This window comes from Streptomyces sp. NPDC001617 (genome assembly GCF_053596855.1).
This window is the reverse complement of record NZ_JBSFHA010000108.1, coordinates 22,171-34,108: the sequence shown is the minus strand read 5'-3', so window position 1 is coordinate 34,108 and position 11,938 is coordinate 22,171. Positions and strand designations below refer to the sequence as shown.

The following is an 11,938-nucleotide window of genomic DNA, read 5'->3' as shown; positions in this document are numbered from 1 at the left end:
GGGTGTCGCTCGCGGCCTGGGCGACTGCCTTGAGGGCCGATGCCAGGACCCAGGGGCCGTACAGGGGCCGGGACGGCGCGGGCGTGTCCAGGCCGACGGTGTCTCCGGGGCGATTCGTTGTCCGTTTTACCGTTGCGTGGGCATCGGGTGGACATCCTTCGTACGGCCAGTCGAATGCCGGACCAGCGGAGAGGGCGGCGCGGCTGCCGGTACGTCTGGGTTCGCAGAGTGGGGGAGACGGAAACTGCCCGAAGAGAAAAGGGCACTACAGGGTCGTCGGCGGCCTGTTTCCGGAGCCGTCCGCCCGGTGAGGCAGCTGGGGCCGCGCAGGAGGTCTGAACCAGCTGTCGCTGTGAACTGGCCCCCGCCCCGTGGACATGGCCCTCGGCGGTCCATGAGCCGATCATGTCCGTATGAGGACATCGCAGACGGGTGAGTCAGTTCTGTCGTGGGCCGTGGATCGCGATCCTTCGCTAACGGTGCGGCCGGCGGCCGTCGCGCGGGCGGCCGGGAAGAGCTCGTCGCGCCGGGCATCCTTGAGCAGTTGACCTGCGCCGCCTCGATCGTCGGCAGGGTGTCGGAGTCGGTGTCGAAGCCGACAATGACGGGAACGACGTGGGGCCGTCCTTTCGGCGTGACGTTCTGGACCCCGGGGAGCCACGCTCTCGTTCTCGCTGAACGCGGAGGCCGTCACGACACTTCGGCGAGGCTGTCGAGCACGCGCGAGTCGAAGTGCTCCTCGATCCGTGCCACGAGCCCGTCGGAGTCGACCTCCAGCCGCATCATCGCCGGCATTCGGAACCGGCCTCCGGAGTGGAGCACCGCGGTCAGCGTGTACTGCAGGAACGCCTGCGAGCCGACTGTCGTGATGCGTCGGTCCTCGTAGCTCCGGCTCGCCGAGAGGGCACAGAGGTGACCGAGCATCGCAGCCATGGCATGGACGTCCTGCTCGATCTCGTCGAAGTTGTGCCAGGTGAGCGCGTCGGGTGCGAAGCAGCCGCGTTGTCGGTCGAGCTGCGGTCAGCCACCTGCTCGATCTCGGTGCCCTGCAGGATGCGCTTGACCGGGACCTGGAGCTCTTTTTGCCGGTGATGGTGTGCGGGATCGCGCCTTGATCCTTCTCTGCACCATGTCAATGGAGCGAGCGCCTCCGGTATGTCGTCAGACGGCCTTCAGGAGCCGACGGGGCAACAGCGTGAGCCATGGGAACCCCCGGCGAAGGGTCTATGGGGCGATCAACTTCAACTCTTCGCCGGGGGCCCCTTGTCTGGTCAGCTCACGCCGCGCTGGTGCATATTTGCTGCTGCCTCAGTCGGTGAGCTGCATCTGCATCTGCATCTGAAGTTGCAGCAGTTCCTCGACGTGCCGGATCTCGACGATCCGGCCGTCGACCACGCGCGCGAGATCGATGCCGGAGCAGGTCACGTCACGGCCGGTCGCGGGCAGTCCGAACCAAGGACCTGTGTGGGTCGCTGTGATCACCCACTGGGAGACGACCCAGCCGTCGTCGGTCTCGGCCTGGTAGACGACCTCGTGGTGAGGGTTGGTGAACCCGTCGCGCATGGCAGCGACCATTGCCTTCATCCCCTCGATCGCCGAGGGAGCCCCTGGGGGCAGGTTGTGGTCGATGAGATCAGGCGAGACCAGGGTGTCCAGCGCGGCGATATCTCCCGCGTCGAAGGCGGCGAATACGCGGGTAGGGACATCGCGGGCGGAGGTGGGTTGGCTGTTCATCAGGGGTTTTCCTCTCACTGCGGTGAGCCGGCTTTCGAAGTTGGTCAGGCTGTGGGGTTGGGGTAGAAGGCGTTGATCTCGGCCAGGACGCGGTCGGGTGCTTCGTGGAGGAGGAAGTGTCCGGCGCCGGCGACGTCGGCGGAGGTGGCGTGGGGGGCGGCGTCCTGGAGGGGCGGCAGGACCATGTCGGCAAGGCCGGCCTGGGTGATCATGCGCACCGGGATGGTCAGCGGGGTCTCCTGGAACTTGGTGTTGTCGGCCTCGTCCTGGGTCTCGGTCCGGTAGAGCTCGAAGCCGGCGTGCAGGACCTGGGGGCGGGAGTACAGCCGGACGAACTCGGCCATTTCGTCGGCGGAGATGTTCTCGCCGGCGGTCTTCATCCCCTGGAAGAAGTGGGTGAGGAAGGTCTCGACCCGGCCGGTGACCAGTTCCTCGGCGAGGGGGCGCTGCTTGTTGAAGGAGAAGTGCCAGAACATCGACTCGATGGCGGCGAACTTCAGGTTCTTGCCGGTCAGGCCGTAGTCCATGAGGAACAGGCCTGCTATCTGCTCGCGGTACTGGGCGGCCAGCGGGTAGGCGACGCTGACGCCGAAGTCGTGCGCGACGACGTGTACGTTCTCGCGGTGGCCGAGGTGGTTGAGGAGCTTGTGGACATAGGTGGCCAGGACCGTCTTGGCCCTGGAGGTCGGGTTCCCGGTCGAGTCGCCCAGGCCCGGCAGGTCGATGGCGATGACGGTGCGGCCGGGCAGCAGCGAGGGCATGACCTGGCGGTACTCGTACCAGCTCTGCGGCCAGCCGTGCAGCAGCACCAAGACCTGCGGGCCGTCGCCGCCGACGACGTAGTGCATCTGCACGTCGTCGATGGTGGTGAAGCCGTGCCGGAAGAGCTCGTTGAACTCGGCGTCGTCCTTGGTCGCCGTGTCGTAGCCGGGACTGAGCGGCTCCTCCGACCCGACGGCCAGGGCGGTCGTGGAAGCTGTGGTGGAAGCGTTCATGATGGTGCGTCCTTTGTGGTGGTGGGTGCCGTCATGCACGGCGATACGGCTGGAGGCCTCCGCTGGTCGAGAACTCTGCGCGGGGCGCGAGCGCCGGGACCTTCAGGGGGAGTGCGGCCGCCCGGGGTGGGCGGTCAGACGGCGATGCCGCCGTCGACGTTCCAGCTGGTTCCGGTGATGAAGTGGGCTTCGGGGCCGGCGAGATAGGCGACGGCGCTGGCGATGTCGGCGGGCTCGGCGAAGTGGTGGAGCGGCATGAGCTGCTTCAGGGATTCCGCGTATGGGCCTGTGTCAGGGGTCATGTCCGTGGTGGTGGGGCCGGGCTGCACGTTGTTGACGGTGATGCCGTGCGGACCGAGTTCGCGGGCCAGGCCGCGGGTGAGACCGGCGACAGCGGCCTTCGTCAGGGCGTAGACGGTTGCGCCGGGGAAGGGGACGCGGTCGGCGCTGACGCTGCCGATGGTGATGATGCGACCGCCCTGGCCGAGGTGGGGAGCGGCGGCCTGGACGGCGCTGAACACGCCCCGGACGTTGACCGCGATCGTCCGGTCGAACTCCTCCAGCGGGAAGTCCTCGATCGGTGCGGCGTGGGAGACGCCGGCGTTGTTGACGAGGATGTCCAGTCCGCCGAAATGCTCCGTGGTGCGGCTGACCGCGGCCCGGACGGCTTCGTGGTCCGCGCTGTCCGCCTGCACCGCCAGGGCGCCTGTCGCCTCGGCCACGGCGTCGGCCTGGTCCTTGGCACTGGCGTAGGTGAAGGCGACCTGGGCGCCGTCGGCGGCCAGACGGCGCACGATCCCGGCACCGATGCCCCGGGACCCGCCCGTGACCAGGGCGGTTTTGCCTTCGAGGGGCCGTACGCCGGACCGGGTGGTGCCGGGGGCGAGCTGGGTGCCCATGGGGGTCTCCGATTTCTTCAGCGCTTCATTTACGAACCGAACCGCTCGGTTACTATATCCACGATGACACTAACCTGAGCAAGAGCGGGATTCCTTCCGTGGCGGCGAACTTTTTCTCAAGGAGGCTTCGATGCCCAGCACGGGACGGCCCCGGTCCTTCGATACCGACGAGGCGCTGGAGGTGGCGATGCGGGTGTTCTGGGCCGAGGGTTACGAGGGTGCCTCGCTCGCCGCGCTGACCGAGGCCATGGGGATCAACCGGCGCAGCATCTACGCCGCCTTCGGCAACAAGGAGGAGCTGTTCCGCAAGGCCGTCGATCGCTATCTGCAGGGCCCGGGAGCCTTTGTGGCCCCGGCTCTTGAGCTTCCCACCGCCCGGCAGGTGGCCGAGGCGATGCTGCACGGAGCCGTGGACGCCCACACCGCGCCCGGCTGCCCGCGAGGCTGCCTGCTGGTGCAGTCCGCGCTGGCCGCCGGCCCGGAAAGCGAACCGGTCCGCCGCGACCTGGCCGAACGCCGGGAAGCCGGAGTGGCCGCCCTGCGGAAACGGTTCGAACAAGCCCAGGCCGAGGGCGACCTGCCACTCACCGCCGACCCGGAAACCCTCGCCCGCTATGTGAACACCGTCGGGCAGGGCCTCGCCGTGCAGGCCGCCGGCGGCGCCAGCCGAGAAGACATGCACCGCGTCGCCGACCAAGCCCTCAGTACGTGGCCAAGCCCGTGATCGGCAAATTGAAGATCGTTGCTGAGTCCGGCGATGGGACCTACGTACTCGGCTGACCCGATTGACGCGCCGCTGCCCAGGTCGATGCGCAGTCCGGTGGACGGGACCGCCTCTTGACGTCCGGGACGATGCTCCACCCCGGTGCCTGGGATGGAGCATCATCGCGTCGGTAGGGGACTCCGCTGCGCGAAGGGTTTCAGCCCCTCGGCTGAACTGGGCGGATGCGGCTGCTGCTGTGGCAAGCGTCCAACTCATCGACCCTCAGGGGCCATTGAGGGGCCACAAGGACAGGAACAGACCGACAAGCACTGCGCAGGGCTGACACTGATCAGCAGGTCTGACCTGCAAGAACGGCGTGAACCGGCACTGATCGGCAAGGGCCGCCAAGATCCTCAAAGGACTCATAATCCGTCGGCCGTGGGTTCGAGTCCCACCCGCCCCACCTGTGCAGGGCTTTGACCTGCGGAAACGTTCCTTTTGGGCTGTTGGATCGTCAACTTTGCCTGAATGGACTGAATCCGCTGCTCGTGGGTTTGGGCCGGTTCGGTCTGCCTCGGTCGGTAGTCGCCTGACCTGCACGTATGTGCTCTGGCGAGTAGCTGGTGAGGCCTGTTCTGGGTGCCGTGCTGCGGTAGTGCCGTGAATTGAGGCCGCCCTGAGGCCGGTAGGCACGAGAACAGTGTTGTCGATGAGGCGGCGCTCTGGCCGACGCGTGTGCGTCGAGGCGATCGATGTGGTGGCCGTCTGGGTTTGCGGCAAGGGGGAGCGCACATCGTGGCTATGGCCGGTGGGCGTCAGAAACTGCCCCAACAGGAAACGGCCCCCCGCGGTCACTCGGTCCTCTTGTGTGAAAGCCGGAGCTGTACGGCCGGACATCACGCGTGCCGACGGTAAGGCCCTCATGGTCGGCTGTCTCTCCCGGGAGCAGCAGGCTCTCGACCCGCAGGCCCGAAACACCTGTCCCCGGCGATGGTGCAGACGTTCCATGTCGGCACCGCCGAGGTCACCTCGCCCGGCAGCGGCGATCGTCCTGCCGGGAGCGTCGAGCCGGCCGCCTACGGACCGTCCGACCTCATCGGCGTCACCTTCGCCTACCGCGTTGGCGAGTCCGATGTCTGGACCCCGGTCCCGGCCTCCGACACGGTCAAGGCGTCCGACGGGCCGGCGGTCAGCCGGCCGGTCGCCATGACCCGGCGGCGTGCGGCTTGACCGGAGCAGGTGGCGCATTGCTTCGCACGGCGGGGCGCCCGGCGGCAGCAGCCCGCCGCCCAATCCATCAAACAGGAGCGCACAACTTCACACACATGACATGTACACGGAATACGCTGCCGCCTGATCGTTTCCCTTATACCCATGAATATCTGGGAGAACTCGGATGATCAAGGTGGGACTGTTCCGTACCCGACTGGCGGCGTTAACCGCCCTGTTCAGCATCCTGATGACACTGATCTGGGCACTTCCCCAGACCGCCACCGCCACCACCGAGGCAACCGCCGACACCGCCTCGACGGCCTCGACCGTGCCGACGCACCCCCTCTGCGCGAGACCCGACAAACCCAACCAGATGGCCTGCTTCGCGGTCGCCCGCGACGATGTCCGGCAGACCGGCAAAGGCTTCCAACCCCTGCTGGCCCCCGCCGGGTTGGGCCCCGCCGACCTCCAGAGCGCCTACGACCTGCCGTCCGACGTGGCCGGGGCGGGGGTCACGGTGGCCATCGTCGACGCCTACGACAACCCGAACGCCGAGGCCGACCTGGCCGTCTACCGCTCCCAGTTCGGCCTGCCGCCCTGCACCACCGCGGACGGCTGCTTCCGCAAGACCGACCAGCGCGGCGGCACCGAGTACCCACAGCCCGACCAGGGCTGGGCCGGCGAGATAGCCCTCGACCTCGACATGGTCAGCGCCGCCTGCCCGCTCTGTCACATCCTGCTGGTCGAGGCCGACGAGCCGTCCATCGACGGCCTCGGCGAGGCGGAGAACACGGCGGTCGCGCTCGGCGCCGCGTACGTCTCCAACAGCTGGGGCGGGAGCGAGAGCGCGATCGGCGACCTGCCCGGCGACGCCTACTACAAGCACCCGGGCGTGGCGATCACCTTCAGCACCGGCGACAACGGCTACGGCACCAGCTACCCGGCCTCGCTGCCGTACGTCACGGCGGTCGGCGGGACCTCGCTGAGCCGGGACCGCGGGACAACCCGGGGCTGGAACGAGTCCGCGTGGACCGGGGCGGGCAGCGGCTGCTCGGCCTACTCCTCCAAGCCGTCCTTCCAGACCGACCGGGGCTGCGCCAACCGCGCCGTCGCGGACGTGTCTGCCGTCGCCGACCCGGCGACCGGGGTCAGCGTCTACAACACGTACGAGGACCGCGGTTGGGGCGTCTACGGCGGCACCAGCGCGTCCGCCCCGATCATCGCCGCCACCTACGCGCTCGCCGGGAAGCCGGGCGCGAAGACCTACCCCAACGCCTACCCGTACGCCCACTCCGGCGCCCGCGACGGCGCGCCGAACGGCGCTCTGAACGACGTGACCAGCGGCACCAACGGCACCTGTGCCACCGCCAGTCTGTGCACCGCAGGCCCCGGCTGGGACGGCCCCACCGGCCTCGGCACCCCGAACGGCACCGTCGCCTTCACCACCGGCCCGTACGGCAGGTTGACCGGCAAGGTCACCGACCCGTCCGCGGGCGGCCCGGTGGCCGGGGTGCGGATCACGGCCGGCGCGAACGCCACGACGACCGGCGCCGACGGCACGTACGACATGACGCTCCCGGCGGGCACGTACGACGTGACAGCCGCCAAGTTCGGCTACGGCAGCACCACGCCGGCCGCAGTCGAGGTCGGCGACGACGCGACCGTGGCCCGGGACTTCACGCTCTCCGCCCAGCCCCTGGTCACCGTCAGCGGGCGGATCCGGGACGGCTCCGGGCACGGCTGGCCGCTCTCCGCGGGCATCCAGGTCGCCGACGAGCCGTCCACTCGGACGTACACGGACCCGGCGACCGGCCGCTACACCCTCAGGCTGCCCGCCAACAGCACCTACACCCTGCAGGTCGACCCGGTCTACACCGGTTACCAGGTCACGACGGCCGACCTGACGGTGGGCGCCAAGGCCGGCCGCAAGGACTTCGGCATCCCGGTCGACGCCGCCGCCTGCGTGGCGCCGGGATACAAGCAGACGTTCAGCGAGGCCACCGAGACCTTCGACGGCACTCAGGCGCCCGCCGGGTGGAGCGTCACCGGCAGCGGCCACACCTGGCGCTTCGACGACCCGGCCGGGCGCGGCAACCTCACCGGCGGGTCGGGCGGCTTCGCCATCGCCGACAGCGACTACTCCGGCGACCGGCAGAACACCTCCCTCCTCTCCCCGGTCCTCGACCTGACCGGCTACGACACGCCCGCGGTCCGCTTCGGCACCTTCTACAAGCCGTTCGACGACGACTCCAAGGCCGACGTCGACCTCAGCGTCGACGGGGGCACGACCTGGTCCACGGTCTGGCACCGCGACACCGCCTCCGCGGGCCCCGGGACGCAGAGCATCGCCCTCCCGGACGCGGCGGGGAAGTCCGCCGTCCAGGTGCGGTTCCGCTACAACGGCGACTACGCCTACTACTGGCAGGTCGACGACGTCGCCTTCGGCGGCATGACCTGCAAGCCGGTGCCGGGTGGGCTGCTGTACGGGACGGTGACGGACCGCAACACCGGCCGGCAGCTGAGCGGTGCGACGGTGAGCGGCAAGACCGGCGCCAAGGCGACCACGGCGGGCGACGGTTCGTACGTACGCTTCGCGCCGCGGACGGGCCGTCAGCAGGTCGCGTTCAGCGCCGAGCACTACACCACGGCAACGAAGAAGGTGAACGTCAAGGCCGACCACGCCACCCGCCTCGACGCGGTGCTGCTCGCCGGACAGCTGGCGATCAGCCCGGCGGCGGTCGACAAGACCGTACGCAAGGGGAAAGCCACCACCGCCCAGGTCACCCTGCGCAACACCGGCTCGGCTCCGCTCACCGTCGGCCTCACCGAGCGGTCCGGGGACATCCCGACGGCGACGACGGCCCGCGCGGCAGCTCCGCAGTACGTTCCCGGTGACTTCACCCCCGACCGGCTGACGAAGACGAAGACGAAGACCACGTCCACGTCCACGGACGTGACCCCCGCCGCCTCGGCCTGGACCTCCCTGGCCGACTACCCCACCCCCGTCATCGACAACGCCGTCGCCACCGGCCCGGACGGTCGCGTCTACTCGGTCGGCGGCACCGACGGCACCTCCGTTCTGTCCGGCGGCTACGTCTACGACCCCGTCACCGCCGCCTGGACGGCGATCCCCGGCGGCCACCCCACCCCCCGCGAGTCACCCCAGTCCGCCTTCCTGAACGGCAAGTTGTACGTCACCGGCGGCTGGACAGCGGACGGCAGCACCGTGACCACCACCGAGGTCTACGACCCGCAGCACCGCACCTGGTCCACCGCCGCCCCGGTGCCCGCCGGGTACGCGGCAGCGGCTTCCGCCACACTCGACGGCAAGTGGTACCTGGTCGGCGGCTGCGGCCAGGGATACTGCACTGGCGCCACCGCAGTGCAGGTCTACGACCCGGCCACCGACACCTGGGCCGCCACCACCCCCTACCCCGAGGCCATCTCCTGGCTCGGCTGCGGCGCCGTCTCGGGCACCCTGTACTGCGCGGGCGGCACCACCGTGGTGGAGGGTACGCGGCACGGCTACGCCTACGACCCGGCCACCGCCGCCTGGACTCCGATCACCGACCTTCCCATCGACCTGTGGGCCTCGGCCGCCACCACTGCCGACGGCCGCTTCCTCCTCTCCGGCGGGGTCAGCAACCTGCTCGGCGTCGTCACCAGCGCCGGCTACGCCTACGACCCGGCCGCCCGCACCTGGACGGCCCTGCCCGCCGCCTCCACGCCGCTCTACCGGGCCGGTGGCGCCTGCGGGTTCTACCGGGTCGGCGGTGCGCCGAGCGTTTTCGACGCCCGTGCGAATGTCGAGCAGTTGCCGGGCCTCGACAGCTGCGTCCCGGCAGCCGACGTCCGCTGGCTCTCCACTACGTCCACCACCCATATGCTCGCCCCCGGCCAGCGCCTGACCGTCACCGTCCGGCTGGACGCGGGCGCGACGGCGGTGGACGTGGCCGGGACCTACACGGCTGCGCTCGCGGTCAGCACGGACACGCCGTACACGTACCCAGTGGTGCCGGTGCGGATGACCGTGCGCTGACAAACCGCCATCCGACAACCGTCGGGACGTTCTCCGCCGCCCCCTCGCGCCGCATCAGTCGCGAGGGGGTCTCCTCGTGGTGGGGGCGAGCCCGGCGTGGGAGGCGAGGTGAGCGGCGGTGGGGAAGCCGGTGCCGTCGTCGACATTGACCCGCAGGACTGCGGCGGCCCCGACGCCGAATGTGCTCTCCTCTGGCCGTCGCCCTGCGCTCTGCCTCCAGCGCGACCTGGCCTTGGACGTCCCCGCCACGGTGGTGTGGGCCTGCCCGACGGCTTGCGCGCTCGCCCGCTGTCTCCTCGGCCTGTCTGCGTCCCGGGCGGGGGCGGGCTGACGCTCCGTGCGGGAGCGATCCTGCCGTCGCCTGGTCGGCCGCCGGCTGCTGACGGCCTCCGCCCGCCCGTTCGACCAGCCGGGAGGTGACCGCCGCATGCCGTCGTCTTCCGCCCCGGTCCGCGCGCCCGGAGTCTGGGACGTGATCGTCGTCGGGGCAGGCCGGGCCGGCGCCGCCGACGGTGTTGCCGCCGAGGACGGCTGCCACGCTGCTGCTCGAGCGCGCCGCCGTCCGCTGCAAGACCTGCGGCGGGGGTCTCGGCGGAGCCTCTCTCTCCGCCCTGCCTCCTGGCCTCCCCTCGAGGTCTTCGTGGTCTGCCGCGCGGGCTGTCCGCCCCGGGAGGGCCAGGGCGATACAGGAATTGGATAGGGAATCCGCTGCTCGTGGGTTTGGGGTCCGGCGGTGCTCTGGGGTGTTCAATACCCTCTGAACCGCGGCGGAGTATGTGATCGAGGTTCTCGCCCGCCGTCTGGACGACTGCCTTGAGGGCCCATGCCAAGACTCAGGGGCCGTACAGGGGCCGGGGCGGTGCGGTCGTGTCCAGACTAAGGGTGTCTACGGGGCGTTTCGTTGGCTCATCGGCTGGCTGTGCGGGCGTGGGTAGGGCGATGCCGGCCTGCGCGCCGATGGGCACTTGGTGTTCAGCGGCAGCAGGTGGTGCTGGGAGAGCGTCTGGCGATGGCCGAGGGGAAAGAAACGGCCCGAAGAAGAAACGGCCCGGAACCCAGGTGTAGCGGCGGCCTCTGAAAGGCCCACGATCTCTCCCGCAGCAATGCAGAGGCGGGTGATGGCCGCCTGAGCGTGGATCAGCATCCGCGTCGCATGTCGGCCTTGCCCTGTGTGTCCTGCAGGAGGGCAAGACCGCCAAGAACCGCCTGCACCTGGACGTACGCGCCGCACCCGGTCTGTACGGCGACGAGCGGACGGCCGCCCTCGAAGCGGAGTGCGAGCGTCTCGTCGGTCTCGGTGCCACCCGCTTGCGCCGCGACGAGTCGGCGCCTCCTGCCAGCGCGGGCTACATCGTGATGGCTGATCCGGAGGGAAACGAGTTCTGCCCGGACTGAACGGCGGGGAACTTCACCCCGGTGAGGTCTTCGGAGACGGCCCACAGCCGCTGCTGGACGGCTGCCTCGTACGACTTTGGGCTGGAGGTGACCAGCCGGGGGTGGCCCTTGACCTCGTTGCGTCCGCCGGGACCGTAGTACTGGCCGCCGAGCGTGGCGGGGTCGGTGGCGGCGCGCAGGGTCGGCAGCGCGCCCATCGCCGGCGTCTGGGTGATCAGCGGCGCGAGCCAGGTGAGCGGAAGCCGGAGGGCCGCGGGGGTGTTGCGGGCGAGCTCGGTGCTGGACATGCCGGGGTGCGCGGCCACCGCGACGGTGGTGCCGTGCGTGGCGAGCCGGCGCTGCAGCTCGTACGTGAACATCAGGTTGGCCAGCTTGGACTGACCATAGGCGGCGACCCGGCCGTACGACCGCTCCCACTGCAGGTCGTCGAAGTGGATCGCGGCCCGGATGCGGTGGCCGGTGCTGCTGACCGTCACCACGCGCGAGCCGGGCACCGGCAGCATCAGGTCCAGCAGCAGCCCGGTGAGCGCGAAGTGGCCGAGGTGGTTGGTGCCGAACTGCATCTCGAAGCCGTCCCGGGTGGTCTGCTTCGGGGTGTACATCACGCCGGCGTTGTTGATCAGCAGGTCGAGCCGGTCGAGCCGGGACCGCAGCGCCGCCGCCGCGGTCCGGACGGAGTCGAGCGAGGTCAGGTCCAGCGCCTGCACGGTCACGTCGCCGGTCATGCGGGCCGCGGCCTGCTCGCCCTTCTCGACGTTGCGCACGGCGAGCACCACGGAGGCCCCGCGCTCGGCGAGCGCCTTGGCGGTCTCGTACCCCAGTCCGGTGTTGGCCCCGGTCACCACGGCCACCCGCCCGCGCTGGTCCGGAATATTCGCCGTCGTCCACTTCTTGCTCATGCCAGGCTCCCAACTAGGTAACGTACCGAAGGTATCTTGTGTCGAGGACATTAAAGTACTCT

General features: G+C 69.9%; 7 protein-coding genes and 4 pseudogenes. 4 read left to right on the top strand and 7 right to left on the bottom strand.

Features of this window, described 5'->3' with window-relative positions; translation table 11 throughout:
• Nucleotides 1–475: 475 nt before the first annotated feature.
• The 5 genes and pseudogenes from ACWC09_RS46265 to ACWC09_RS46245 all read right to left on the bottom strand — a co-directional run.
• A pseudogene (locus tag ACWC09_RS46265) lies at nt 476–597 on the bottom strand (DNA-binding response regulator); the annotation flags it as partial.
• Between the two features lie 93 nt (nt 598–690).
• Nucleotides 691–999 (bottom strand): annotated as a pseudogene (locus ACWC09_RS46260) (nuclear transport factor 2 family protein); the annotation flags it as partial.
• A gap of 309 nt (nt 1,000–1,308) precedes the next feature.
• Complete coding sequence (locus ACWC09_RS46255; RefSeq protein WP_450857555.1) at nt 1,309–1,734, bottom strand: ester cyclase; 426 nt, start codon at nt 1,732–1,734, stop codon at nt 1,309–1,311.
• 44 nt (nt 1,735–1,778) lie between these two features.
• Nucleotides 1,779–2,729, bottom strand: coding sequence for an alpha/beta fold hydrolase (locus ACWC09_RS46250; RefSeq protein WP_450857554.1), 951 nt, complete (start codon nt 2,727–2,729; stop codon nt 1,779–1,781).
• A 134-nt stretch (nt 2,730–2,863) separates the two neighbouring features.
• A complete protein-coding gene (locus ACWC09_RS46245; protein WP_450857552.1) occupies nt 2,864–3,628 on the bottom strand; it encodes a 3-oxoacyl-ACP reductase family protein in 765 nt (254 codons plus the stop codon).
• A 130-nt stretch (nt 3,629–3,758) separates the two neighbouring features.
• On the opposite strand from ACWC09_RS46245, the gene ACWC09_RS46240 reads away from it, so the two are divergent.
• The 3 genes from ACWC09_RS46240 to ACWC09_RS46230 all read left to right on the top strand — a co-directional run bounded on the left by ACWC09_RS46240 (nt 3,759) and on the right by ACWC09_RS46230 (nt 9,582).
• Entirely contained in the window at nt 3,759–4,352 is a 594-nt protein-coding gene (locus ACWC09_RS46240) for a TetR/AcrR family transcriptional regulator (protein ID WP_450857551.1), read from the top strand.
• A gap of 969 nt (nt 4,353–5,321) precedes the next feature.
• Nucleotides 5,322–5,561: a hypothetical protein gene (locus ACWC09_RS46235; protein WP_450857550.1), complete on the top strand. Its 240-nt coding sequence runs from the start codon at nt 5,322–5,324 to the stop codon at nt 5,559–5,561.
• Nucleotides 5,562–5,727: 166 nt separating this feature from the next.
• Nucleotides 5,728–9,582: a carboxypeptidase regulatory-like domain-containing protein gene (locus tag ACWC09_RS46230; RefSeq protein WP_450857549.1), complete on the top strand. Its 3,855-nt coding sequence runs from the start codon at nt 5,728–5,730 to the stop codon at nt 9,580–9,582.
• Nucleotides 9,583–9,654: 72 nt separating this feature from the next.
• Here the strand turns inward: ACWC09_RS46230 and ACWC09_RS46225 are convergent.
• Nucleotides 9,655–9,759: pseudogene (locus ACWC09_RS46225) on the bottom strand (transposase); the annotation flags it as partial.
• A gap of 1,005 nt (nt 9,760–10,764) precedes the next feature.
• On the opposite strand from ACWC09_RS46225, the pseudogene ACWC09_RS46220 reads away from it, so the two are divergent.
• Nucleotides 10,765–10,977: pseudogene (locus tag ACWC09_RS46220) on the top strand (VOC family protein); the annotation flags it as partial.
• On the opposite strand, the gene ACWC09_RS46215 reads toward ACWC09_RS46220, so the two are convergent.
• Nucleotides 10,929–11,876, bottom strand: coding sequence for an SDR family NAD(P)-dependent oxidoreductase (locus ACWC09_RS46215; RefSeq protein ID WP_450857548.1), 948 nt, complete (start codon nt 11,874–11,876; stop codon nt 10,929–10,931). The pseudogene ACWC09_RS46220 and the gene ACWC09_RS46215 overlap by 49 nt on opposite strands.
• Nucleotides 11,877–11,938 lie beyond the last annotated feature (62 nt).